The sequence below is a fragment of the Nonomuraea monospora genome, from assembly GCF_039531895.1.
Taxonomy (GTDB): Bacteria; Actinomycetota; Actinomycetes; order Streptosporangiales; family Streptosporangiaceae; genus Nonomuraea; species Nonomuraea monospora.
Genome location: NZ_BAAAQX010000053.1, coordinates 56,424 through 82,223, shown reverse-complemented (window position 1 = coordinate 82,223; position 25,800 = coordinate 56,424). Strand labels below are relative to the sequence as shown.

Annotated in this window: 19 protein-coding genes; 12 read left to right on the top strand and 7 right to left on the bottom strand. The window is 60.3% G+C overall.

The genetic code is table 11. From position 1 onward, the window contains the following. Nucleotides 1-1,087 (top strand): hypothetical protein (locus tag ABD331_RS55280; protein ID WP_344494655.1); only part of this gene is annotated, 1,087 nt, incomplete at its 5' end. A 309-nt stretch (nucleotides 1,088-1,396) separates the two neighbouring features. Here the strand turns inward: ABD331_RS55280 and ABD331_RS55275 are convergent. After that, on the bottom strand, nucleotides 1,397-1,636 hold the full coding sequence (locus tag ABD331_RS55275) for a hypothetical protein (RefSeq protein ID WP_344494653.1): 240 nt from the start codon (nucleotides 1,634-1,636) through the stop codon (nucleotides 1,397-1,399). A gap of 608 nt (nucleotides 1,637-2,244) precedes the next feature. Here ABD331_RS55275 and ABD331_RS55270 point away from each other — a divergent pair. From ABD331_RS55270 to ABD331_RS55255, 4 genes are all read left to right on the top strand, one after another. Continuing rightward, nucleotides 2,245-3,636: a helix-turn-helix transcriptional regulator gene (locus ABD331_RS55270; RefSeq protein ID WP_344494651.1), complete on the top strand. Its 1,392-nt coding sequence runs from the start codon at nucleotides 2,245-2,247 to the stop codon at nucleotides 3,634-3,636. A gap of 61 nt (nucleotides 3,637-3,697) precedes the next feature. Beyond that, a complete protein-coding gene (locus tag ABD331_RS55265; protein WP_344494649.1) occupies nucleotides 3,698-4,546 on the top strand; it encodes a phosphotransferase in 849 nt (282 codons plus the stop codon). Between the two features lie 239 nt (nucleotides 4,547-4,785). Then, nucleotides 4,786-4,977, top strand: coding sequence for a helix-turn-helix transcriptional regulator (locus ABD331_RS55260; protein WP_344494647.1), 192 nt, complete (start codon nucleotides 4,786-4,788; stop codon nucleotides 4,975-4,977). Further along, on the top strand, nucleotides 4,974-6,338 hold the full coding sequence (locus ABD331_RS55255; RefSeq protein ID WP_344494645.1) for a tyrosine-type recombinase/integrase: 1,365 nt from the start codon (nucleotides 4,974-4,976) through the stop codon (nucleotides 6,336-6,338). Before ABD331_RS55260 ends, ABD331_RS55255 begins: the two co-directional genes overlap by 4 nt. 55 nt (nucleotides 6,339-6,393) lie before the next feature. On the opposite strand, the gene ABD331_RS55250 is transcribed toward ABD331_RS55255, so the two are convergent. Beyond that, entirely contained in the window at nucleotides 6,394-6,948 is a 555-nt protein-coding gene (locus ABD331_RS55250; protein WP_344494643.1) for a VUT family protein, read from the bottom strand. Between the two features lie 496 nt (nucleotides 6,949-7,444). Between ABD331_RS55250 and queC the strand changes: the two genes are divergently transcribed. The 7 genes from queC (at nucleotide 7,445) to dbpB (ABD331_RS55215) (ending at nucleotide 14,398) form a co-directional block, all read left to right on the top strand. After that, nucleotides 7,445-8,149, top strand: coding sequence for a 7-cyano-7-deazaguanine synthase QueC (gene queC / locus ABD331_RS55245; protein WP_344494641.1), 705 nt, complete (start codon nucleotides 7,445-7,447; stop codon nucleotides 8,147-8,149). A gap of 8 nt (nucleotides 8,150-8,157) precedes the next feature. Next, complete coding sequence (gene queE, locus ABD331_RS55240) at nucleotides 8,158-8,796, top strand: 7-carboxy-7-deazaguanine synthase (protein ID WP_344494639.1); 639 nt, start codon at nucleotides 8,158-8,160, stop codon at nucleotides 8,794-8,796. After that, complete coding sequence (gene queD, locus ABD331_RS55235) at nucleotides 8,793-9,152, top strand: 6-carboxytetrahydropterin synthase QueD (protein ID WP_425566276.1); 360 nt, start codon at nucleotides 8,793-8,795, stop codon at nucleotides 9,150-9,152. The genes queE and queD overlap by 4 nt, the downstream gene beginning before the upstream one ends. After that, nucleotides 9,152-9,946, top strand: coding sequence for a GTP cyclohydrolase FolE2 (gene folE2, locus ABD331_RS55230; RefSeq protein ID WP_344494637.1), 795 nt, complete (start codon nucleotides 9,152-9,154; stop codon nucleotides 9,944-9,946). The genes queD and folE2 overlap by 1 nt, the downstream gene beginning before the upstream one ends. Before the next feature lie 962 nt (nucleotides 9,947-10,908). Next, nucleotides 10,909-12,057, top strand: coding sequence for a DGQHR domain-containing protein DpdB (dbpB, locus tag ABD331_RS55225; protein ID WP_344494635.1), 1,149 nt, complete (start codon nucleotides 10,909-10,911; stop codon nucleotides 12,055-12,057). Next, nucleotides 12,054-13,289 (top strand): tRNA-guanine transglycosylase DpdA, encoded by a 1,236-nt coding sequence (gene dpdA, locus ABD331_RS55220; protein ID WP_344494632.1) that lies wholly within the window; start codon nucleotides 12,054-12,056, stop codon nucleotides 13,287-13,289. Before dbpB (ABD331_RS55225) ends, dpdA begins: the two co-directional genes overlap by 4 nt. Continuing rightward, nucleotides 13,289-14,398 carry a DGQHR domain-containing protein DpdB gene (gene dbpB, locus ABD331_RS55215; RefSeq protein WP_344494630.1) on the top strand — a complete coding sequence of 370 codons (1,110 nt, stop codon included), beginning with the start codon at nucleotides 13,289-13,291 and terminating at the stop codon, nucleotides 14,396-14,398. Before dpdA ends, dbpB (ABD331_RS55215) begins: the two co-directional genes overlap by 1 nt. 155 nt (nucleotides 14,399-14,553) lie before the next feature. Here the strand turns inward: dbpB (ABD331_RS55215) and dpdD are convergent, their stop codons facing one another. The 5 genes from dpdD to ABD331_RS55195 all read right to left on the bottom strand — a co-directional run bounded on the left by dpdD (nucleotide 14,554) and on the right by ABD331_RS55195 (nucleotide 25,412). Continuing rightward, a complete protein-coding gene (gene dpdD, locus ABD331_RS55210) occupies nucleotides 14,554-16,773 on the bottom strand; it encodes a protein DpdD (RefSeq protein ID WP_344494628.1) in 2,220 nt (739 codons plus the stop codon). After that, nucleotides 16,770-17,306, bottom strand: a complete 537-nt coding sequence (dpdK, locus tag ABD331_RS61205; RefSeq protein WP_425566275.1) for a phospholipase D-like domain-containing protein DpdK — start codon at nucleotides 17,304-17,306, stop codon at nucleotides 16,770-16,772. The genes dpdD and dpdK overlap by 4 nt, the downstream gene beginning before the upstream one ends. Next, nucleotides 17,303-21,718 (bottom strand): protein DpdJ, encoded by a 4,416-nt coding sequence (gene dpdJ, locus ABD331_RS55205; protein WP_344494626.1) that lies wholly within the window; start codon nucleotides 21,716-21,718, stop codon nucleotides 17,303-17,305. The genes dpdK and dpdJ overlap by 4 nt, the downstream gene beginning before the upstream one ends. Then, nucleotides 21,715-22,206: a hypothetical protein gene (locus tag ABD331_RS55200; protein ID WP_344494624.1), complete on the bottom strand. Its 492-nt coding sequence runs from the start codon at nucleotides 22,204-22,206 to the stop codon at nucleotides 21,715-21,717. Before ABD331_RS55200 ends, dpdJ begins: the two co-directional genes overlap by 4 nt. Nucleotides 22,207-22,469: 263 nt before the next feature. Beyond that, nucleotides 22,470-25,412 carry an ATP-binding protein gene (locus ABD331_RS55195; RefSeq protein ID WP_344494622.1) on the bottom strand — a complete coding sequence of 981 codons (2,943 nt, stop codon included), beginning with the start codon at nucleotides 25,410-25,412 and terminating at the stop codon, nucleotides 22,470-22,472. Nucleotides 25,413-25,800: the final 388 nt, after the last annotated feature.

The following is a 25,800-nucleotide window of genomic DNA, read 5'->3' as shown; positions in this document are numbered from 1 at the left end:
CGATGATCACCGTCCGGGTCTGGACGGGGCGAACCGGGGAGATATCTGGCCGTACGCGGGGAACCTCGTGGCCGTCAGTGGGGCGCTAAATGGCCGCCTATGGGGAGTATGTCGCGGCCGCTGTCAGATCAGCAGGCGGGCGCTGCGGGAGGAGAGGCAGGCGCGCGACGACGACCGCGCCCAAATCCTGCTTCCCGCCGCCACGTCGATCGAGACCGCGGTCTCGTCCCTCCTGGCCGACGACGCTTTCTGGCGCGCGGCCAGGAACGCCGAGGTCTCTCTGTCCCAGCTCGACGGGGAACAGCTGATCGGGCTAGAGCAGGTCATGGATCAGGACCTCACCGGGCTCTTAACCTTCCTCGGCTATCAGCCGCCGCCCCCTGCAACCCGGCTGGAACGCGACATGCGCCAGGCGCTCAACTACCTGATCGGCAAGGCCGCCCCGCCCGGGTTCACCAGTCGCCAGGCGCAGGAAAATTTGCTGATCTTCAGCTTCCAGCTTCGCCGGACGATCAAGCAGGCGAGCACGGAGACAACCGCCGGCGCCCGCGAGCGGCTGCATGCCCTCGTCAGAGCGGGGCTCAGATTGGCTCCGCCAGTGGTCGCCGCTGTGGCAGTCGCGCTGGGTTTTCCCGCCGAAGGACAGGCGGTGGTGGCGTTCGCGCTGACGGAGGGCATGAAGGAAGCGCTCAAGGAGACCGTGACCGTGGGAGCCATGAACGGTATCAACCGGTTGCTGAGCCCGGAGACCGCCATGGCCTCTGCCGCCGACCGCCTCGACGCGGCGGCGCAACGTAGCGCGGGCGTACTGCACGAATTGCGGTTCCTGCTAGAGGGCGGCAGCACCGCGCAGGTGGACGCCGATCGGCTGCGCCTGTTGTGCGTCGAGGCCGTCGACTCCATCTACGGTGTTCTGCGCGCCGCAGCCACGGCGCCAGGTCGGCGCATAAGCGTCGGCGAGGCCTGCGAGAGAGCCTTGAAGACGGTGAGCATGATCCGGGAGGGGGCGGAAGCGGGCACCGGTGCCCAGAATTTGGCCGAACTGCGGGATGACCTCGACAGCCTCGTCCGATACTTCGAGCTCTAAGGCCACGGGCGGGGAAGCGGGCTGTGCGGGCCTGGCGACGGCCGCCTGCTGAACCGGGCGTCGTTCTCCCAGTTCCACGAGGCGCGCAAGGCGTGGACGCGAGGCAAGCCATAGCTGATGAGGATCTGCTGGTGTTTCGCCGTCCTGAACCGACGGAGACGGAGGCGGAAGGATCTCACACATCTCACCGGGTCTGCCGACGGCGAGCCGCTCAGGCCAGTGCTGGCCGAGGCGACCACAATGATACCCCTCCACCAGGAGGTGGGCCTGTGGTACGGACTATGGGCCCGCCTTCGTCGCCCTGGCCTGCTAGCGCCAGATGTCCATGGTCGCGTTGCCCTGTTCGCAGTTCTTGGCGTGCTCCAGCAATAGCTTGTCCCAGATCTCGCGCGCCCGGGCGTAACGACCTCGTCCAATCTCCTCGAGCTCGCCCCGGCTGTTGCGCCGCAGAATCAAATAGTTGCCGCCCTGGCAGGCGAACTCGTAAGCGTCGCAACAGCACACGCCTCTGATGCGAGGGGGTTTACCGGTGGAGCTTTCGTACGGCACCCACCTGTTCAAGCTGCTTCGCGATCGCTGATGCCGAGGTTCAGCACTCGGACGAGCTCGACCATCGCGGGGGTGCCGCGGGCGTGCCGGAAGCACCCCTTGCAGGAGGGCTGGCCAGGGGAGAGGACGCCGCACCACGCGCCCGTTGTACAGACGCGCTATGGCGCGCCGCGGTGTCCGTCTGCGTCGCGGAGACCACTGGTGACGGGGAAGGAAATGCCGCCACCTCCCCTTCCTGGCCAGCCGAAGGCGGCATCCGGCACTCCTTCCTTGCCTGTCCCGTTCGAGCGCCCAAGCCGCCAGCCTCAGGGTTTCAACTGAGGACTCGCCCGGCCGGTTCTTGCGGCAGGATCACGGCCGGGCGAGCATTCCCCGTTCGTCACAGTGCAGGGCGTAGCGGCCCATGAGATCACGCACTGTGACGTCACCCATGGAACCTGGCGCTGGCACCCTCTGTGAACGTCGTGACCTGCGCGTTTACTGCAGCGGACCATGACCGGCGCCGATGCGGTGGTCGTTTCCTGGTCGTTTCAGCCGTGGACTGGATCGATGGCTGTTGTCGATACACACTGTGTGGTCCCCTAGACGGTGAGGGAGCGTGGCACGCGGTGAACCAGCCAGAACGGCAACACCAGAACGGTCGGCCCGAACTGGCGCGCGCCCGCATCCGGCACGGGCTCACCCAGGAACAAGCCGCCGAACTGATCGGGGTATCCACAACGACATGGGCTCGATGGGAACGCGGGGAGCAACGCATGCGCCCTGTCTATCGAGCCCGCCTGGGACAGGCGTGGCAGGCCGAGGGGATCGAGGTGGAGCGCTGGCTGGAGGCCGCGTCACCGGCCTGCGATGTCCCCGGCGACGACCGTGTCGATGAACTCGATCCCGTGGCATGCGAGGCCGATGGATTCGATCAGCTGTGGAGGTGGGAGATGGACACGTCGCGACGGCATCTGCTCGCGGCGCTGCCCTTCGCGTCCGGGCTCCTGGGGGAGTGGCTGCTGGCGTGGCGCTACGACGCAACTCCCGGCTCGGCGGCACGCCATGCCGCTGATGCCGGGGGTAGCCAGGTGGGCTGGTCCGACGTCCAGCGCGTGCACGATGCGCACCGCGCGTTCACCCAGATGGACCATCAGTTCGGCGCGGGCCTGGTCCGCCCAGCCGTCACCGACTTCATGAACTCCACGCTCGCCCCGCTCATGCGTGGCCGCTACAGCGAAGATGTCGGTCGCGCGCTGATGAGCGCTGCCGCACGAGTATCGCGCACCGCAGGCTGGATGGCCTTCGACCTCGGCGCTCACGGCCAAGCGCAGCAGCACCTCGGCCAAGCACTGAAACTCGCCAAACAGGCCGGGGACGACCTGACCAGCGCCTGGATCCTGGCCGCACTGGCCCAGCAGGCCTGCGATCTTGAACACGGCCGCTGGGCCATCCGCCTGGCCAGTGCCGCCAACGAGGCCGGTCAGCGAAGCCACGCCTCACCTCGGGTGAGGGCGCTGCTGCAACTACGCCAAGCCCGCGCCTGCGCCGTTGCCACCGATCCCGAGCAACCCAACCCATCCGCTCGCCAGCAGGTGAGAAATCTCCTCGCCGAGGCCGCGGACACCTACACGGCCACCATGCATGACAACGACCCGCCCTGGATCGCGGCCTTCGGCCCGGCCGAATTGGCCGCCGAAGCAGGCTACTGCTGGCAGCGCATCGGCGAGCACCAGCTCGCCGCCGATCACGCCGAGCAAGCCCTGGCCGGCTTCGCCAGCGGATATCTGCGCTCCATCCAGTTCAACCAGGTGCACGCGGCCAACGCCCGCCTCGACATGGGCGATCTGGACGCTGCCCTCGCCCATGCCCGTCCGGCCGTCCTCGCGGCCAAGGATCTCACCTCCGCCCGGGCCAGGGCACACGTACGAGACTTCGCCACCCACCTAACCGCTCGTCACCGTGATCACCCCCAAGCGCGCGAGTTCGCGGACTACCTCCGCGCGGAGCTCGGCAACTAACGAAGGCCGCCGCTTGCCGATGTCCCCCATTCCCTTGGCCCGTGCCTGCGCCCTCCTCGGCGTGGACGGCACCGGCGCGCGGCTCCTGCACCTGCGCGCCAACGCGGTCTACCACGTTCCCGGTCCCAATCTCGTGCTGCGGCTACGACACGCACCCGGCAACACGGCCGTTCTCGAACGTTCTCGAGCGGCGGTAGAAGTCACCGCCTGGCTGGCCGACCACGATTACCCCACGATCAGGCCAGCCGCCCTCGATCAGCCCGCTGTGATCGACGGCTGGATCGTCACCGCCTGGCACCACGTCACCAGTACCACACAGGTACAGCCCCACCCGCACCACCTGGCTCGACTCCTGCTCCAGCTGCATCAAACGAAGACGCCGGTAACCGTGCCCTCCATCCAGCCGCTGGGCACCCTTCGCGCCGACCTCGACATCGAGGAAGACCAGCGCTCCGCAACCGGTGTGCTCAATCCGGTACAGCGAGCCTGGCTCCTGGAGCGCTGCGCTCACCTCGAAGACGCCTACGCACGGCTTGATCCGCCTCTTGGCTACGGACTGATCCACGGTGATGCCCACACCGGCAACCTCTTCCCCGACCAGAAGCGCTGGGTCCTGGGCGACTGGGACTCCATTGCCTACGGGCCTCACTTGCAGGACTTCATTCCCACGATGATGGGACATCGCCGCTTTGGCCGGCCCCGCGACCGGTGGACCACCTTCTGCGGCGCTTACGGCATCGATCCCGAACTTGAACGTCATCGCGCCGCTCGCATCCTACGAGCCGCACGCGAACTCCGATCATTAGCCGCCTACATTCGGTCCGCGGATCAACCAGAGATCCAGGCCGAACTCCAGCGCCGCGTGACATCGCTGATAGACCGCACCTCAACCGTCTGGCGTCCCATATGACTTGGTTAGCGGGCCACTGCCGCAAGGCTGGCTAGCCTACTTATCTCATGCCACGGTCTCACCAGTAAGAATGGCGCTGGTAAACCTCTTAGGCCTCTCCGCGGCGACTGCTGTGGATAGCAGTCGCTTCGCTGCAGCCACGACTTGCACGGATTAGTGACATGGCAAGGGCTCAGCGCGTAGCAGAGCTTTATTGATATAGCCCCGTGACGGCCTGATCGCCAACTCGAAAGTAGACAGTGACGAAAAACGACGAACTTCTGACACTGCCTCAAGTCCTCACAGAGCTAGGGGGAGTTTCCCGCCGCACGTTCTACCGCTGGCGACAGCTAGGACGTGCACCCGTCTGTATCCAGCTGCCCAATCTCGAACTTCGGGTATGGCGAAGCGACCTCATCGCCTGGCTGGAATCCCGCAGGGAGGCACCATGAGCGTCACCTACGACGTTAAGCTCGGCTATATTCAGGAGCGGGCCACCCGCGCAAGCCGAGCCTATATCGCCCGCTGGCGAGTCGCTCGTAAGGAGAGGTCGAAAAGCTTTCGCACCAAAGGGCTGGCTTACGCCTTCATGTCAGATCTGCGGCAGGCCACCAGGGCAGGGGAGGGCTTCGACCCTATTACCGGCCTACCGTTGTCGATGCTCATGCAGCAGTCCTCAGGACCGTCGTTCCTGAACTTCGCACAAAGGTATCTCATGGAGCGCTGGAACTTGACTGCCGCTCGGACCCGGGAAACAGAGGCGTACGCGCTGTTTTCTCTGGTGCCAGCACTGGTAGCGGGCCTGCCGCACCGCCCTGCCGACGAAGAACTCAGGCAAGTGCTCCGCATCCATGCGCTGATGCCAGCGGATCGACGAAAAGAACTGACCAGAACCCAATCCACAGCCTTGCAATGGCTGGAAAAGGCTTCACTGCCACTAACAGACCTCGTAGAGGCACACGTCTTGCGCCAAGCCCTTCATGCCATCTCCATCACGTTCGCAGGACGACCAGCAGCGGCGAACACAGTACGACGCAAGCGCGCCATCTTCCATCACATACTGGAGTACGCCGTCGAAGAGCAACTATTCGCCAGCAATCCACTGGCCAGAGTCAACTGGAAGGTGCCCAAGGCAACCACGGTCGTAGACCCTCGGGCGGTCGTCAATCCGATCCAAGCTCGACAGCTCCTCGACGCCGTATCCAGGGTAGGTCGCAAACGAGGCCACCGACTCAAGACGATGTTCGCCAGTATCTATTACGCCGCACTGAGACCGGAGGAAGCGGCAGACTTGCGACTGAACAACTGTCATTTGCCAACTTCAGGCTGGGGACTGATTGTGCTAGAGAAGGCACGTCCTCAGGCGGCGACGCGCTGGACCAACACAGGCAAGACGCACGAAACACGTAGCCTGAAGCATCGCGGAGACAAGGAAACACGTGAAATCCCCATCCCGCCAGTCCTGGTAGCTATGCTTCGCGAGCATATCGCCAGGTTTGAAGCGGCGCAAGACGGCAGAATCTTCCACACGGGCACTGGTAACAGCTACTCCAGCGCGGCACACTCCTACGTATGGAAGGAGGCCCGTAGACTTACATTCTCGCCGGAACAAGTAGTCTCGTTGCTTGCCGCACGACCGTACGATCTGCGCCATGCGGCGGTTTCGCTCTGGTTGAACGCCGGCGTGCCAGCGGTCGAAGTCGCAAAGCGCGCTGGACACAGCGTGGACGTGCTACTAAAGGTCTACGCCAAATGCCTTGACGGACAACAAGAGTTGGACAACAGCAAGATCGATGATGCCCTACGGATTTAGATTCTCTGTATGGTGCCTACCATCTTTGGTTGGAGTTCGTTCCCGAGGCGTAACTCTACTGGGGGCCTCGCACGTACAGGGTACTGGCAGTCCGGGCGGGACCTCGAGTTCTCCGCCGCCGGAAAAGCGACAAGACCACAACGGCTGAAAGCGTCATCCATACCTTGCCGAGAATCTGCCCGGGCAGGTAGTCAAGAGATCCGAAGGCCAGCTTCAAGAACAAGAGGCTGTCACATAGGAGACCCACGGCATTTGAGACGAGCATGGCGACAATCAACCCTCGTTGGCGAAGCGGTTCATAGACGCCGAAATCCGCCAGTTCAGCCACGGCAAACGCCACAGCTGAGGCCATGGCCAGGCCTGGATCCGCCAACAAGTACGAGAGGACGATGCCGACGGCGATAGCCACAAGGACAGCGACGCGGCCAGCGGCTTCTCGACTGAGGTCTCGGAGCACGAGCGCCAACCCCACCATGTAGACGCCAGCTGGCGCGTCGTAGCCGAAGCCCACCGGTACCGCACCGAAGTAGGTGACTGCGAGGTTTGCAGCAGGAATCGTAGCGATGTACGCCAGGAGCGCGCCGCTGCCTGCGGTAATGGAGACCTTCACGTTCTGCCCTCTGATCAACGGCCTGTGTGGCCCTCCCTAGGCGGATGCCGACAGGGTGGGCGTCCCGACATTACAGCCCATAGCAACGACACTCTGCGGATCCATCCCGTTGTTGCACGATCTCCACTTAGTCGAGCAGATCGTATGATCTTGGTCTGCGCTGGGGGCGCCTTTGAGAGGGTTGATCGTGCTGGCACGAGTCATGATCTACGCCAACTGCGATGGCAGGCAGCTTGGAAACTGATGCTCCGACGATCGCGGGTCGGGCGCAGTTTCGCCAACCGATCCGTGTTGCAGAAGGGCTTGGCCGCTCGGTGGCCTCTAGCCTGGTACCTGGTGATCGGACAACGGCACACTGGGCGGCAGTCCACGGGGCGCTATGCCCGTATCCACCCGAGCGCTCAGGTTGGCAGATGGATTTTTGGAAACTACGCTGCTTCCTGAGGTTCATGAGGTGTAAGTTTCGGGTCGAACCACGATTGCAGAGGGTGATCAGATGGCTACGGGTAAGCCAAAGGCTGTTGTGCTCCTGAGCGGCGGTCTTGACTCCACGACCGTCCTCGCGATCGCTCGTCACGAAGGCTTCGACGCGCACGCACTTAGCTTCCGCTATGGGCAGCGTCACACCGAGGAACTCGAGGCGGCCCAGAAGATCGCACGAGAGTTGGGCGCCGCACAGCATGTGATCACCGATATCAACCTCGCCGTCTTCGGGGGCTCTGCGCTCACCGACAGCGCACTCGACGTGCCACATCACGAGAGTGTCGACGAGCTGGGTGCAGGGATCCCGATCACCTACGTACCGGCCCGCAACACCATCTTCCTTTCCTTCGCGCTTGCCTGGGCCGAGACTCTTGGCTCATCCGATGTCTTCATCGGGGTCAACGCCCTCGACTACAGCGGATACCCAGACTGCAGGCCCGAGTACATCGAGGCTTACGAGCGTATGGCCAACCTGGCAACGAAGGCCGGCGTCGAAGGGACCCAGAAACTGAAGATTCACACTCCGCTGATTGACCTGACCAAGGCGCAGACGATCCAACGTGGTCTCGACCTGGGCGTGGACTACTCCTTGACCCACAGTTGCTACGACCCAGTTGACGGGCGTGCATGTGAGACCTGCGACTCTTGCCTGCTCCGCGGACGAGGCTTCGCCGAACTCGGCCTCGTCGACCCATCCTTCACCTCTACGAAGGCTTGACCCGAGACATGTATCGGATCAAGGAAATCTTCTACACGCTGCAAGGCGAGGGGAGCCACGCAGGAAGGCCATCCGTGTTCTGCCGGTTCACGAGTTGCAACTTGTGGACAGGCAGAGAGAAGGACCGGCACCGCGCGATTTGCAAGTTCTGCGATACCGATTTCGTCGGCACAGATGGCCCCGGAGGCGGGCGCTTCGCAACGGCTGCCGACCTAGCTGCAGCAGTGGCCAAGACCTGGGCAGGTGAAGCACACCCACGCAGCCGGCCCTATGTAGTGTGCACCGGTGGAGAGCCACTCCTCCAACTCGATGCCGGAGCCGTCAACGCCCTACATTCTGCAGGGTTCGAGGTAGCCATCGAAACCAACGGCACTCGAGAAGCTCCTGAAGGGATCGACTGGATCTGCGTGAGTCCTAAGGCTGGCACACAGCTTGTCCTGACATCAGGCCATGATCTGAAGTTGGTCTATCCCCAGGTGGGGGCTGAGCCGGAACTGTTCGAAGACCTTGACTTCGATCGGTTGCTGCTGCAACCGATGGATGGCGATGACCTTGTTGCCAACACTAAGGCCGCCATCGAATATTGCCTTGATCATCCGCAGTGGCAGTTGAGCGTCCAAACCCACAAGCTTTTGGGAATCCGTTGATCGAGATCTTTCGTGAGTTCACGTTCGAGGCAGCCCACCGGTTGCCGAACGTACCCGATGGCCACAAGTGCGCCAGGCTTCACGGACACAGCTATCGAGTCGAAGTGCATGTCCGCGGTGAGATCGATCCTGCTACTGGGTGGTTGATGGACTTCGCTGAGATCAAGTCAGCGTTCAGGCCTGTGCTGGACCAGCTCGACCACTATTACCTCAATGAGATCCCAGGGCTCGAAAATCCAACCAGCGAAGTTCTAGCCAAGTGGATCTGGGCGCTTCTGAGCGGCTCGCTGCCTCTGTCGGCAATCCACGTCCGAGAGACGTGCACTTCCGGCTGCGTCTACAAGGGGGAGATCTGATGCTCGCCGATGTGCAGGGGACCCCCGACACTCGTGGCATAGCCCTAGACGAGGTTGGAATCGAAGGCCTTCGCTACCCAGTTCTTGTCGCTGATGGACAAGGCGCGAAGCGAGAGACCGTAGCCACGGCGGCCATGTCTGTCACGCTTGGACCGGAGGTCAAGGGCGCTCACTTGAGCCGCTTCATCGAGGTGCTTCACGGCTCGCGCGAGCAACTGTCTCCTGCCTCGGCAACAGGCCTTGCGGACGAGTTGAGGCAACACATGCGGAGTACCAGTGCGCGCGTGCACCTGGTCTTTCCATACTTCCTGGAGCGCAAAGCACCGGTCACGCAGTCCCGAGCGTTTGTCGAGTACACCTGCGCTGTAACCGCATGCAGCAGTCTCACCGATACCCAGTTGATGTTAACTGTCGAGGTACCCGTCACGAGCGTGTGTCCGTGCAGCAAAGCCATCAGCGACCGCGGCGCCCACAATCAGCGTGGCCATATCACTATCGAGGTCAAGCCGTGCGACCGGGCGACCGACCTGTGGTTCGACGAGTTGATCGACATCGCGGAAGGTGCCGCGTCCTCACCGGTCTACACCTTGCTCAAGCGTCCCGACGAGCGTCACGTCACCATGGCCGGGTACGACAACCCCGTCTTCGTCGAAGACATGGTTCGCAACGTTTGCCAGGTGCTCGGGGCCCTGGACCGTATAGCCAGGTACCGGGTTCGTGCGGTCAACGACGAAAGCATCCACAATCACGCGGCATATGCTGCGGTTTCCTGGACCTCCCCGAGCGGCGCATAGGACATGTCCCATAGCGTTGGCCGGAACGGCCCATCCGTGCATGTTGTAGTGACGTGCACAAACCGTAAGCGCATCCCAGTGCCTGATTCGCTCTGCGCCCGAAACTTGAAGGCACAAAATATCGCCGATCGTTGTGATGAGTGGGTCCAACTTCTGTCCACCGCTTCGTCTCATGCTGCTGCCACTGATATGTATGCAGGCGAGCATTGGCTTATCGCCCGAGGACTGGCAGACGTAATTGGGAAAGGAGCAGCCCTATGGGTGTGTTCGGCAGGGTATGGACTGATTCCTGTCGACGTACCTATCGCCTCGTATGCAGCCACGTTCGCGTTTGGCCACGCCGACTCGGTCGCCCAAGATACTGACGGAACCCGGCAGTGGTGGGAGTGCCTTTCTCGGTGGGTTGGTCCACAACGAGAGCAACCCCGCTCCTTCTCCGCGCTAGCTGCTCGTTACCCGGATTCCTCAATTGTCGCTGTGCTGTCGGATCCATATCTGCGAGCCTGCTCCAACGACCTGCGCGATGCTGCTTCAACCCTGTCCAGCAGTGACAACCTCTCAGTAGTTGGTCCGGGAGGACGCTGCGCAGAGGTCGAAGATCTCGTGGTCCCGGTTACGGCAGCTCTCAGGCCGGCAGTCGGTGGCAGTCTCCTCTCGCTGAACGTGCGAGCAGCCATGCATCTACTGGCAGAAGTACGCCTACGCGGAGACGCTGTACGGCGCCCACTACTAGCCAAGCTCATGAGCGATGCCCTCGCGGCGGCGCCAGATGTTCCACCTCGGCCGGCCGGCGAGCGCATGTCCGATGATCAGGTCCGCACCTTTATCCGAGAACGCCTGGCGTTCGGCCCCACATCAGCCACCTCCCTCCTACGCGAACTACGGACATCAGGATTGTCCTGCGAGCAAGCGCGCTTCAAGAACCTCTTCCTTGCAGAGCGTAACGCGTCGGCAGGTGGGTGGTGACGCCGCCGGAGAAGACACGCATCGCTGAGATACGTGCTCTCCGGATCGTGCAGGTGAAGGATTATCCCCTCTTCGTATTCATGTTGCGTGCGGAGCAGGTGCTCGAGTTCGCCGACATCTCCAGAGTAAGTAGGGACGAAGCAGGGAAGCTGATCGGTTACCAACGCCCTCAGGTAAGGAAGCACATTCAAGAGATTGTCCAGTACCTAGACAGCGACCTGCCAATCTTCCCAAACCCCATCATTATGGCTTTGTCTTCACGCGTACGCTTTCGGTGCACCCGGGGCGGCAATAGGCACGCGGACGACGGTGTTTCGGATACTGGCAGGCTCACGATTCCCCTCTCCGAGGATGGGAGGCCGAGACCTGCCTGGATCGTGGACGGACAGCAGCGTGCCTTGGCGCTTGCGCAGGCGCGACGGCGCGACTTTCCAGTACCGATCATCGCCTTCATCGCCGACACCGTCGACTTGCAGCGAGATCAGTTCGTTCGGATCAACAACACCAAGCCACTCCCACGAGGACTAGTGACGGAACTCCTTCCGGCCGTAGACAGTCCACTTCCGCCACGATTGGCCATCCGGAAGGCCCCCTCACAGCTGTGCGACATTCTAAACTCAGATAGAAATTCGCCGTTTTATGGCCTGGTGAAGCGCGCTTCTACCGCTAGCTTCAAGAACGCCAGTGCGGTAGTTACCGACACTGGAATTGTCGACATGATTCAGGAAAGCCTCACATCTCCATCCGGAGCTCTCTACCCCTACCGTGATATTGGTCGTGGAGAAACGGACTTCGATGGCATCATCCAGGCCCTCTTCGTCTACTGGACGGCGGTACGCGAGACTTTTCCAGATGCGTGGGGAAAGTCTCCAGAGAAGAGCCGACTTATGCATGGTGCCGGGATCCGAGCCATGGGCCGCCTCATGGACCGGATTCTGGGTGTCGTCGACCCCGTGCGAAAAGACGCGCCCGAAACAGTACGAAAGCATTTGGAAATGGTCGCTCCATATTGCAGATGGACATCTGGAGTTTGGGAAGAGATAGGACATCGCTGGAATGAAATCGAGAACGTAGGAAAGCATGTTCACGAACTCTCCAACTATCTCATTCGCGTCTATCAGATTGCACGAAGGGGTCTAGTATGAAGTTCTACTTTCCCGACAGCCAGGACCAGGTCAGTCCAACATTTAACTTCATTACTGAAGAGCACTCACCGTATCGGGTGCGGCAGCGCGATGACGTGTACGCTCACGAAATCCTTGAGCCGCTGCCTTACGATGGACTCCTTGTGAGCAAGGCAATTATTGACGGCTCGGTGCAGGGTGCTGGCAAGTACTCGATGCCGCAAAGAGAGCGTCTCTATCGATTGGGTATATCTAAATATTTCAGACTACCTGAGAACGTTGTGACATTGGGCGACTGTGGCGCCTTCAACTACGTCAATGAAGAAATACCGCCATATACGACCCCTGAGGTCCTAGACTTCTACGAGCGCTGCGGGTTCCACGCTGGGATTAGCATAGACCATGTTATCTTCGGTTATGATGCCCAGATTTCCGACGGGGAAGTTAATCCGGCATGGAAAAGACGGCGCAAAATTTCGCTTCAGCACGCCGCCGACTTCTATGCCGCCGTCCGGGATCGAGGTGACCCTATTGAGCCCGTTGGGGCTGCGCAGGGTTGGAGCCCCGCTAGCTACGCCGACAGCGTTCATCATCTCCAGGAGATCGGATATCAGCGCATCGCCCTCGGGGGGATGGTTCCGCTGAGGACACCCGATATCTTGGCTTGCCTAAAAGAGATAGACCAGATACGTCATCCTAAAACCGAGCTCCATCTCCTGGGGATAACTCGCGTCGAATCCATAAATGAATTCTCGGTCTACGGTGTGACTAGCTTCGATAGCACCTCGCCCTTTCGGCAGGCATTCATGGATGATCGCAACAACTACCACACGAAGAATGAGGCGTATACTGCAATTCGCGTTCCTCAGGTCGATGGCAACCCCTCGCTCAAACGGCGCATTCTGGCAGGGGAGATTTCTCAAGCGAAGGCGAAGATCGCAGAGCGAGAGTGCATGAGGCGCCTGCGCGCATATGACGGCGGAGCCGAAGCCCTAGACCGGGTTATCGAGATTCTCGGAGAGTACGAAGCGCTGGTTGAGCCTGATAAGAAAAAGAGCAAGGTCCCCGCTTATCGAGTTACGCTTCAAGCTAGGCCTTGGAAGTCGTGTACGTGTAGTGTCTGTGCCGCTCACGGTATTGAAATAGCTATCTTCAGGGGTTCTGAACGCAACAAGAGGCGCGGGTTTCACAACTTGTCAGTCTTCGCCGCTAAGATGCATCACATCAAGAGCCCTCTTGGACAGGAGAACTAATGGCCGACCGCCAGATCCTTCGTCTCCCCGCGTTGGAGATCAGGCAGGGATCGCGCCGTATATACTGCTTCGCGGTCGACGGCAAGAGGCTGCACGAGTTTGCTGCGGTCTCCCGCATACGGCGCGATGCGACAGACCATCTCCAGGGGTATCAGAGACCAGAGGTCGCTAGCCACATCCGGGCCATCCAGCGCTATCTAGAGTCCGAAAACCCCATGCTGCCGAACGCGCTAGTGCTTGCCTTTGACGGTCGCGTTCGCTTCGAACCTGCTGCTGCCCGAGAAGTCGTCGACTACTCCACACCTGGAGAACTCCTTGTCCCCATTGACGAGACCCTCGAGGATGATCAGAAGCCAGCTTGGGTAGTCGACGGTCAGCAGCGCTGCGCTGCTATACGAGACGCGGACATCGGTGAATTTCCTGTTGCTGCTGTCGGTTTCATCGCGGATGACGAGGCTGAGCAGCGTGCCCAGTTCATACTCGTTAACAACACGAAACCTCTCCCCAAGGGTCTAATCCACGAACTACTCCCCGATACGAACACGCACCTCCCTCCTGCATACGCGCGACGCCAGCTCCCCGCTGCCCTCATGACCCGCCTCAACGGGACGTTCCACGGGCCCTTTTACCGAGCCATCGCCACGCCCACGTCGCCGAACGGGTACATCAAAGACAACAGCATCTTGAGGATGATTGAGCACAGCCTGTACCAGGGCGCGCTTTACCAGTACCGTGACCCAATGGATGGCGCCGGCGACGTCGAGCAGATGCTGGCTCATCTCACGGTGTATTGGAGCCTGGTGCGAGACACATTCTCCGAAGCATGGGCGCTACCCCCCCGTCTCTCCCGGCTCACTCATGGCGTGGGAATCCAGGCCATGGGCTTCATCATGGATCACCTGACCGAGGATCTCCCCCCTCAGGAGATCCCCAACGCAGTTAATGAGGCGCTAAAGCGGATCGAGGCGGGTGCTGCCTGGACGGCGGGTTCATGGAAGTTCGGTTCAGCGGAAGCGCGCAAGTGGAACAGCTTTCAAAACACCCCCAACGACGTACGTCTGCTCACTGACGGCTTGCTCTATCTGATTAACCAGGAGGCTCTCTTCTAAAGACACATGTCCTGATCGCCTCTGGCATATAACGTTAACCGGCCTTTCGGGGCAGACCCGCTGCCAACGTTCTGGGTGACCCTGCGGAAATGGTAGCAAGACCCGTGGCGGTAAGCCTGCGAAGGGTCGCTTTTGAGACAGTTACGGCAGCGACACTATGGTGCCTTCCCGCCAAAGATTGCCTCGAAGCCTGAGAGTACCGCCTCAACCAAAGATGCTGATCCCTTACCGAGAGCGTAATGGATCGGCTTACGGCCTCGAGCCTTCTTCAGAGCGTCTGTCGCAGCGTGCGCTGCCGCTTTATCCGCGATGACCAGTAGGTCGGCCTGTTTCGCTGCGCTTCTTAATGCTGTACTTGCCACTTTGTCGGTGAAGATTTCGACCCGGGTTTCTGGGTACCAGCGCTGCACGATAGTTGCTGCCCTGTTGGCCGCAGACTCCACTAGAGAATAGATCGCTACGAAACATCCTTCAGGCGGCCTGACCTGAAGGATTGTCGTTGGCGCCTGGCCATCGGGTTTGGCTGGGATCGCCAGTTCCAACCCGAAGTCTGCGGCCAACATCTTGGCAGTCTCTAGCAGTACAGCGTTGATTCGGCGTGCGTTGTGTGGTCCGATCCGGCTTAAAATCTGGGTAGCAAAGGTTGGGAGCTCCACTGCTGAGTCAGGCCGTGTTGCCACAAGCACCTCGATCAATTCAAGGCTAAGTGACATGTCGGCATCAGTCAGGAAAGGCGTCCAACCGGCACGAAGACTGTCTACCAGTTCATCAAATAGTGATGCTGATACCCCTGTGGTGAGTGCTCTGGCTACAAGATCAAGCAGTCGATTGGCTCGATGGCGATCGCCGGACTCGTCGCCCAGGGCCCATGCCTCGACAATAGTCAACCGCAGGTCTTGGATTCCGGGTACGTCGCCGGCCGCCAGGAAGAGATCCCGTTCCATGTCGAGCAGTAGCTCGATGAGATCTGGAAGGAAAGAAGGGTCTAGCGACCTGCTGAGAGGCCGAGCCACATCGACAACTTCCTGGAGCACTCCAGCCTGCATGAGGCGAGGGACTGCTTGAACTCGCAGTTCATCAGTTGTCCGGGCTCGATCGGTAACGCTAATGCCAGCAGCAAAGGCGGCCTTGAGCGTTTCTGCCAGAGGCTCGGCAGCGATGTCGACCTGGTACCCACTCGGTGTGAGTCGGCTAGACACTATGTGGCGGATGTCTGAGTCGACGAGTTGCTCCCGCCATTGCTGGAGAAGTTGTATCGAGTTGCTGCTGAGAGTTTTTGTAACCAGTTCGAGGAGCACGGGGAGCAAGGTGGCGGAGGGCGTAGCTCGCGCAAGGATCTCGATCGCGGCGTCAAGACGTCCGCCGTCGAGAGCCAAGCGCAACTCGGCGAGGTCCGGTTCTCCGACTGGTGTCCGAGCGACTGCGCTGGGCACGGAAAGTAGAGCAGCAAGGTCGCGCCGGGCGGTGACCTGATCAAGCCAACCCGATTCGAGGAGTCGCGCCGTCACGACCTCAGCCGACTCCCCTGATGACAGCGACCAGTAAGCGTAGTATTGGGCGCCCGCCGCTGACCTAATCTTGGTCGCCGATCCTAGGAGGCATCCGTACGCTGAAGTCGACTGCACAAAGTCCGTGAGACTGGCCGTATCTGGAAGGCGGGTCATGGCAAGACGAGCCAGTGCATCTGAGGCCAAGACGGGGCGGTCAAGGCGGATCAGGTCCGGAAGTTCTTCGAACTGTTCAAGCCGATCCCAGTGCTCGAAAGTCGCCAGATATTGCAACCTCAGGAACAGTTTGTTTGCCCGCGCTAGCCGGTGATCCATTTCCAGGACGTTCAGGATTTCTTCAGTCTTAGCTTCCGCTCCAGAAGCACAGGAATCCCAAAAGTCGCCAATGAGTCGCCCCAGCGGTTGAACCAGATTTATTGTTCGATGGGGACGAACTGTAAGCGAATGAGTCATTCGGACTAGGCCTTGGCGGACGTTGGCTTCTACCTTGGCATCCCTTGGGGCCAGAAGTCGATACGAACAGCCTTGCGGGCCAGTGAGTGTCCGGACGGCCTGGTCCAGAGGCATGTCCGAGTCGTCGGGGACAGGCTGTCCGGAAAACGCGATCCACGATCCTACGTAAGCCTGGATCAGATCGCGGACCCACAGCCGTTGTTCTCGATCAGGACAGATCACATACCAGTATGTCCAACTGGACGCGCTGACTGGAAGCACAAAAGGAGAAGGCGGGGTGGCAGACCATGCCGCTTCAGCTTGCGCGATAACTCTACGGACAGCGCCATTGCCGGTGACAGATATATCATTGGGTGGTGAAAAGAAGGCCGCAACAAATTTGGTCCACGGCGTGTCCAGGAGGCCGGGGTTCACTTGAACAGCTCAAGTAGATCAGTTGCGACCGCTGCAACCCGTGCGGCTTCTGTCGTGACTGTGATCAGTTCCCCATTCATAGTAACTCCGCTATAGGTAAGATTCATTGAGCCATAGACTGCCCATGTATCGCCTATCAGGGCCTTCTCGTGGCTGAACAGGAGATGCTCCCGAGGTTGTCGAGTGAGTGATAGGCGAGACGCGGTCCCATCTAGCGATGCTGCCTGTTCGACGCGTGACAGGAGTTCCGTTTCGCGATCGCCAGGGCCGCAAGCGAGTCGGACGATGGTGCCGTGCTGGAGCATTGCCCTAAGTACATTGGAAAAGGGTACGAATGTCGCTGTCCAGGCTGCATTGAGCGACGTAAATTTGCCGCCTCGGTTGTCCAGCGCCGGAAAGTCTGACATCCAGGGCGACACAACGAGCAGGCGTTTACCTGGGTTAAGAAGTTCCGAGAGGAACAAACCCTCAAGGCACTCTGTCAAATCTCGACTTGGTGAGGCGGCCGACCTATGGATGAGCCGCGTGCTCATTGCGGAGCCTCCCGAAGAGACACTGACACCGAGTACCTACCGTCTTCTCTGGTGATCCCTTCCACTTGTGGATAGACATGCAACCAATCAAGTGCGAGTGGGTCAACCATCAACTCCTGCACCGCCCTCGCCAGCACTTCCGTCTTGCTGGAACTGCTGACAAGTCGGGCGGTGCCGTGGCTATGCAGGGCAGAGGCCAAAGCGTCGCGCCATTTTTCACCGTCAACATCGATACCCGCAGGACGACTGGGTAGCACGTCTTTCAGCAGAGTTCTCTCCGTAGCTAGAGGGTTCTGCATAAAGCGATTGGTCGCTCGGAGCGTTTCCGGGCGACGTGCGCATGCCCGCGTCCATAGCAGACTGAGGAGGACCACTTGCGCTCTAGTCTGTGAATCGGCTTCGTTTGTGGAAGCCGCAACGCGCCTAAGCATGTCCAGTACCTGATCGTCCTTTGCGAGGAACGCGCATATGGCGCGGTGGTCAATCGCGAATCCGGCGCGAACGTCGATGTCATCCCAACGGCCCAGCGCCAGGCGGAGGAGTTCGTCACTCTCGGAGCCTGATCCCGGCCGAAATATGCGCGTTGATAGCGCGGTGAGATTCGCGTGCGTCTGAGGGATGCCCTCCTCAGTAAGGCAAGCGTTGAGGTCCTGCCAGGCTTGCAGCCTGTCGGCTCTTCCTTCACGGAAACGCTGGGCCGCATCGCGGACCGAAGCACTGGTCGTCAACAACCCAAGGACCCGGCGCAGGGATGGATCTACCTCTTCCGAGTCCGACGGCTCCACGGCTGCGGCGACAAGGGTATCAAACCTCCGCGGATCGTCTGCCAGCCGGCGCGTCATGGCCTCGACTAATCCGCCTCCACCCGGAACGGTGTCAGACATAACAATGCGTGCCCGCGGTCCGCCCTCATCGAGGATGTCTACCAAGGCATCGGTGTCTATGTTGAAATCCGGGCAGACTTGCTGTGCTGCGGCCTGCCAGGCCGCAGCGAGGGTGTGCATGAACCGGGAGCGGATCCACGGTAGCCATGTCTGGTCGGGCTCTTGCTTAAGGGTTGGAATTGTCTCGTTCAGAACTTGGATCGTGTCTGAGCTCTGAAGGGCGTCAAGAACTGTATCTCGAAGGGGTGTCTCGTCGACCTCGGTGTAGTTGGTGGCGAGAAGGACGCCGTCTACAACGGTTGCTGCTAGTGACTGCCACTGTTGTGCCCCGAGCCTGAGCAGGTGATTGATGTCGTCCCCGCGAAGCACTGCGTCAGCTGCTACTGATAGGACGACGTCAGTGACCCATGCCGCAGTAAATGGGCCTAGACCGCTTTGCTCGAGACCTTTCCGCGTAAGGTGCGCGAATCGATCCGTACGCAACTGCCGGAGCCTACCGGGATCGGTATCCAGCTTGAAGGCGGCCAGTGACTCCGGCACAGCAACGGTGACAAGGAGCGCGTCGACCATGTTGGCGAAGCCGACGCCGGCGGGCTTACCGCCCCGCGTGAACGTGAGGTCTTGACGCCTTCGAGTCCCTGGCATCACGACTTCGGCCGTGCCCTCCAGCGCGAACCGCCAGGTCTGCAGGGGACCGCGATCAGCATTAAGGTACGCCGTAACATTAGGGACCAACTGGCCGAGGGGGCTGTTACGCGGACGGGGTAGCTGTGTTCCCTCGTCGTCCGCGTCGATGGCAAAACGCCACTTGAGCCAGCCGTTCGAGGTTGCTTGGACGCGGGGCGGCGGTTCTGTCGGGCGGATAACCACGGGTCTGACTATGGGGAGGGGGCCATCCAGCGTGTGGACATTGGTGATCACTTCACCGCCAGGAGCCAGGCCGGCATCAAGATCGATCACTCCGGACGCTGGGGCTTCGATCCAGAGACCCCGGACCTTCTGCACGGCCCAGCGAAGCGTTACTTTCCCAGGAGCTAGTTCGCTGAGTGCCATCCCGACCGGCATGGATGTTTCGGCCGCTGGGTCGTAATTTGGAGGCGGGGCAATCTCCACTTCCGGAAGTGCAAGATCACTAAACAACGTTGACGGAATGAACTCTGGCAATGGCTGTCGTGCGATGATGTCAGTGCTGGGGACTGCCTCCCTCGACTGCACGGTGGACCAGTTGCTGGTAAGTCGGCGATATGCGGTTGGCACGACTTCGAGCATGAGCGAACGGGGGTACTCCCAGCAAACACTTTTCGTCTCCTCAAGGCTCAATTTGAGACTCGACTGGACGAAGGCAAACAGGTCCTTCTGGGCAGCGCCACCATCGAGAACTTCACCCAAAAGCTGCTGGCACGCTTGCACCAAGCTATATTTTTCGCTGGGTTTCGAAAGGACCCTGCGTACGGACCAACGGTGCGGTCCATCGACGCCAAGTCGGATGGCGATCCAGTCAATGAGACACATCGCGGCCTGCATCTTGCGCACTGATTGATTGCCCAGCGGTAGATTCTTTGCCGGAACCGATGGGTCAATGATCGTCTCGTAGGACTGAAACGCCAACCGATCGCGCCCGTAATCTGAGAGCACAACGACAGTCCAGGGACGTTGGTCCTGCACTCGTCCGGCCCGACCTCGGCGTTGTAGAAACTGCGCAATGTCACGCGGCGCCTTGTGCTGAAGGATTGCCCCAACGCGGGGATCGTCGTATCCCACTTCTAGAGATGAGGTTGCAATGACAATGTCAGTGGACTGGCTGACGCCGGTATCCTGTGATGATGTCCGAGATATCTGCAGGGAGCGCGGCCCGAAGCCCAACTTCTCCGGAAGCCACCAAAACTGGCCTTCACGGTCCCATTCCGCTTCGTCATCGATTCCCGCGTAGCGAGCAGCATCATCTGGAATACGTAGGCTGGCGAGGACATGTCCATTCCGATCGGGATTCCCGAAGGGATCGCGCCCCTCTGCGCTCAGTACCTGCCGGTAGAGTCGGTTAACCAGATCAAGGTTCTCGAGAAAAGCAAATACGCGTGTCCCGTATGAGCCACCAAGGCTGGCTCCGTTTTCATCCAGGATCCGCCGCAGCAGCATAAGACTTTGGATGGAAGTAGACAGTAGCGCTGCCTGAGAGGCAGGATCGCCACGGAGAAGGAGTTGATACTCGCTTCCTTTGCTTTTCATCGAATTCGGATCAGGGCGGACGTCAGCGATATATTCTGGGGAGACGCCGCACAAATCTGAGAAGAACGTCGCTGCGTTCGCCAGTGTGGCGCTCAGACCTACCCAAGTGACGGGGCGCCCTATAAGGTGCCGCCAGCGCCGGAGTAGATAGGCAACCTGGGCGCCGCTCGCGCCCGAATAGGTGTGGATCTCGTCGAGTAGGACGAGGTTCGGTCCTCGCCCCTGCCCTACCCCGAAGACATGTCTTGACCATCCGTCGCTTAGTTGCTGGTTCAGCATCTCCGTCGTCGTGAACAGAATGTCGGGCACCTGCTCCTGCATGGCAGTGCGCGTCAGACGGAGTTCGTCCGAAGTGACTCGGCCGCCGCATGTCTGGCACTTCAGGTATCCCCAGTTCAGAGAACTCGACTGCTTGCCCGAAGGCCGAATCCAAGCAAGCGTTCCGCCACAGTTGCCGCCGCTGTTTGATGCAGGGCAAGTTAGAAATGGGCACAACCAAGCAGATTTCTCTTTTCGCCAACCGCCTCGTCTATCGGGCTCATGATCGCTGCTGAATGGCGTCGGCCCAAAATAGGCTCCGATGGTCAGGAGTCGACTGCCAGATGATCGAAGGGAACGCACCTCCTGTAGCGCCGTCGCCAACTGATCCTTCAACAACTCGTTGCGGGGATAGATCGCAATAACACGCGGGCCGTGGTCATCCACCGCCAACTGTGACAAAGCAGGGAGGTAAAATGCGAGAGTTTTGCCGCTTCCAGTGCCTGCACCGATCACGACTCCGCGATCCTTCTTGGCCCTAAGCGCTGAGAAGATCTCGGCCGTAGCCTCGAGTTGGAAGTGGGAGAGGGACCGTCCCGCCAGGACACGTCCGACCTGAGAAAGAACAGCGACAGGGAGTTCATGCCCCTGCAGCAGTTCGAGGGCCTCAGCAGGCTCAACGTTCCGCTCGGGAAAGGCGCGCGGCCGGCGAAGGAAACGGAAGTCTGAGACCAAGCGGCTACCGGACGGCCAGGGCTTGCCAGGAAACAACTGCCGGAGTCTGGCGAAAAGGCGCACCGACTCAGCCATCCTAGTCCGGTACCTGGCCGGCCACTCTCTAGGCAACTGAACCAAGAGGTTCTCGGCCAGCAACTCATCGATGCAGACTTCTGCATCGGGGCCGTCCCAATGCTCTTTGAGGAAGTCGGCGAGGCTGTCTCGTGTCCAGGACTCGTCGATGAGCCCCCACGCGATTTTCCGTGCGTCGGCTTCCTCAAGGGCGTCGAGAGCGGCAAGGTGAGCAAAACGGTCAAAAGTAGTCATGATCGCAGCACGATCCTCAGATTCACCGTGTTTTCGGGGTCGGACAACCATGCGCGGACGGCGGGAGTGATGAGTCGCCAGGGCGCGCCGTCCTCAGTTGCCGCGTAGCGGAGGAACTCGCTGACCTCCGGGTGCTGGCGTTCGAGGCTCTGGTCCAGCTTCGGCCGATCCGCCGCCCACGATGCGGCGCCGTCATCAAGGTCTTGAAGTCGCTTCACCAAGTCGTCTGGGCTGAGGTTCTCGACTTTTCGTGCGAAAAGCGACTGGATCCGTCGCAGCCTGGCTGCCAGCGCCTCGCTAGACCCGGGATAAGCGACTATCGGCTGCTCGATCCCGTCCGGTCGCATCTGCATTCGCTTCGTGTCAACGGATCGATTGAGGTCGACAAGAAAGGATCGGGAGAACTTACCAGCAGTGTCCAACGCGCTGTTGACCGACTGTGAGCGTATTCGAGAGGCAACATCCCCGATGGATGCCCCCACGATCATGGTCGCTGTTGTCCGCAGTGCCGTTCGGGCCTTAGCGATCTCGCCTGCTGTCGCCTTGCGGACTGCAGGCTGGGCTAGCCCATGTTCTGCGAGAAGTGGGATTACACGCAACGCACTATCTAGGTCCTCGCGCGCTCCACCAGCACGCACTCGAGCTTTCTCGATTTCAACCCGTGCCTGCTGATCGGCCTCTTGGGCCTCTACTTGCGCCAGCCGGTTGAGTAGGGCTTCAGCGCGTGAGGCCAGCGACTCTGGTGGGTGCATCACTGGGCCTCCTGACAGGCCCTGTCCAGCAACGTGGCCAGGCCTCGAAGTTCTCGGATCAGGGCGTCCGTGTCTACGGCTCCAGTGATCTGCGTAGCCGTCAAGTTTTGCTCCAGACCGGAGAGAAGCTCCTGAGTCACTTGTGCGAAGCGCCCAAGCGCCGTCAGTTGTGGCAAGGGATTATTGAGGATATCCCAGAGGTCGCCAGATTCAACTTCGCTGGCGATTTTTCTGCTGAGGCGTCGATAGGGCTCCATGCTCTCGGTACCGACTTGGCTTCGAACCGTGTCGTACGACTCCTTCGAGTCAGCACGGGGCAATCGACCTCGGAGGTGGCACTCCTTAACGAGCCGATCAACGACCTTGAGGGTCGCGCTCAAGTCCTCAGTGGGATCAAGAAACCTCGCCACGTCCTGGACGCTGCGTGCTACATCGTTCCAGGCTTGCTCTGCCGCGCGTGACTGCCGAGTTTGAAGTTGCCTCAGCAACGGGCTGTCGTGATCTTCACCTGGGGGTTCGCTCGGAACTGACCGTGCTTTCAGGTTCACCTGGATTTGCCGCAAGAGCGGGCCTACGTCGAGCAGTGATGGCTTTCCTGCTCCCTTGGCCGCTGTCGCGTAGGCTCGAACGGTTGTCAACGCCTCATCACGAACGGGGCGTACCTCCTTGAGGAACTTCTCAACAGCCGGGTGCTGACCCCCTGGCCATGCTGGCATCAGCATCGCCGGCAGAGCGGTGGAGACCGTATGGCCGGGATCTGTGGCCGCGTTGCGCAGCACCTCAAGGGCTTGTACGGCGGGCAGTAGGGTTGCAGCATCGACTGCTGCCAGGTGGGCAAGTCTACTAGCGTAGTCGCTGATTCTCGTCTGGAGGTAGAAGAACCATCGCCCCTGATCCACCGAGTCCAAGCTACTTCCGTCAGCGGCCGCTAGTACTCCCTGGATAAGAATGGCATTATCGTCCGTGGCCTCAATTCGAAATGGAACTGGGCTTTCGACCACACCTCCGCCCTGCGACCGGTCAATTTGGATATCACTCAGGCGCAGGGTGTGAGAACCAATCAGCCAGGCAGGTCTGGAACCCTTGATTCTACTGATCAAAACTCCGTACGGGCCGTTCTGCAGGTGAGTGATCACCGCGTCGCAGATCCATCTCCGAATGCGGTTTGCAGTGCCGGAACTGAGCAAACTAGCACCATTGGCCCACTGATCGATCTCGCTCGCTGATGACCGCTGCGGCTTAGGCGGCGTCTCATCCTTCTCCTCCGACTCGCCTTGATCATCAGCTATCCCATGACTCAGTTGATTGCCAAAGTAGGCCGCGACGGCTTCGAGTGCCGGATCGGCATTTGGTGGTGACTGAGCGTAGAAGGCGCGCAGGCTCATCTCAGTGTCAGGGCTGAGATGGTTGGTACGCCGAATAGCTGCTCGCATACCTGGAGGGATTGCTTGCCGCACATCGTCCAGTGGCTTGGCGAATCGCCCAGACGGAAATATTCCTCCTGTTGGCAACTCATCTTCGGCAGTCTCCAGTGGCCCTCGGATGACTTCACGGAGAATCTCTCTAGGCTGGAAGCCGCCTGGGCTGGCTAGCTCTACCAATCTGTCGATGGCAGTACCGTTAAAGGGATAGAGACCATAGCCGTCCGTTGAGGCACCAAAGGTTGCGTGGCACCGAGGCTTGTCTGCGCATGATAGGCACGCGTTCGGAATGTCAGGAATCTGGCCGCGAGACGCGGAATTAGCGGGCGGAGCATCGGGCAGACGCCCAGCATTTAGATAACGACCGACGAAGTCTCGCAGGCCCGTCTGGCCTATAGCCTTGACGTTGATGTTGAGAGTGAACTGCACGCCTCGATCCGTGAAGGTGTCGAGGGAGTGCAGGTATCCAGATGTCACCGCGATCGCTGCACGGAGTTTGCACAACCGAGAGGAGGCAGGAATCGTGAGAGCCTGTGCCAATTGCTTGTCGATGCCATGCAGCAACACGAGGTCCTCGATCAACAAGCATAGCTCGTGTCCGCGAGCAGCAATCTCCTCGCGTACGTCCTCGAAAACGCTAAGTAGATCGGTTCCCTGCCCCATGAACACCTCAGCCTTTGCGCGTGGCAGATACCAGTCGCAGAGGGCGGCAATATCAGTTCGGAGGTATCGGTTCGAGACCAGGGACCCCACCAGGTTTTGGAGTTCTGGACCGAGGTCGTCAAAGACTGCAGGGTCAACCTGGAGGTCGGCCTCAGTAAGATGAAGGTCGCTCTCATCGACATCCTCTGATGGCTCTGCCCCACCACGGGCAAGGCGGACAATCCGGTGTACGGGACCGTCGCTTCTGCTCAGTACCTTGCGAAAGGTGTAGTCGCCGAGCAGTCGATGCGTTTTACGGCGTAGGTCAGTGAGTTCGGTTGGTGACACGCCCGATAGGCCCCGGATTTCGGTGGCCGGGTCGAACGTCACCAGGTGGTCGAGCCTGGCCAACAAGGCGCTAACCGCCTCTTCGGCGGTCGCTATCTCAGATGAAGCCCGCGCGAGTTCTTCGCGGAGTTGTCTCGCCTTTGGCGTGTCGATTCCGGTGAGTATCTTCTCGGTGACTCGCCGGAGCGATGTATTTCGCTTTTCGATGTAGACGACATGCCATGACGGGCGAGCCCCTAGACGAGACTTGAGCCACCTCACCATATGGCTCTTCCCCGTACCCTTATCACCCTTGATGAAGAGCAACAATGGCTCATTCGACGTAATCGGCCGCGTAAAAGCTCGAAGGACGTCGTCCTCGCTTGCCTCGATGGAGCGGCCGCCGCCCTGCTCCCGGAGTACTGGCAACTTCTGGTGTATAGCGTCGAACACCGCGTCGGCGCGTGGGTCGTCTACCTCTAGCCCACCGACATCGACCTGCGTGGCGAAGTCGACCGCCGCCCGACTCCAGCAGACGCGATTCCCAATCACAGGTCACCTCTAATTCGAGTCTTCTCCCAAACTACCGTTGTGACGACACGATCGGCAGACCCATCAGGCTGCAGCCGAAGAGTCCGGCCACCTGCGTCGCTCCTTCTTTCCAGGGTCAGGAAACCGTGCGCCTCTAGTTGAAGCAGCGAAACTGTTAAGCCGCCACTGAGTATGGCGTGATCACCTTCATGTTGCGAATCGAGACCGAACTGCAAGTCACCGCCATTTAGGAACGGAACTGCTGAAGCACATCGTGCAGCGAAGTCGCGCACATCGTAGTCCCCAGGCGCCAGGGCCGGCAGTCGGTAGGCCAAGGCTTCACTAGCGTCCGGGATTAGTCCACTACTGCCAACAGCGCGAGCGAGTCCCAAGTATGACGCCCAACGGC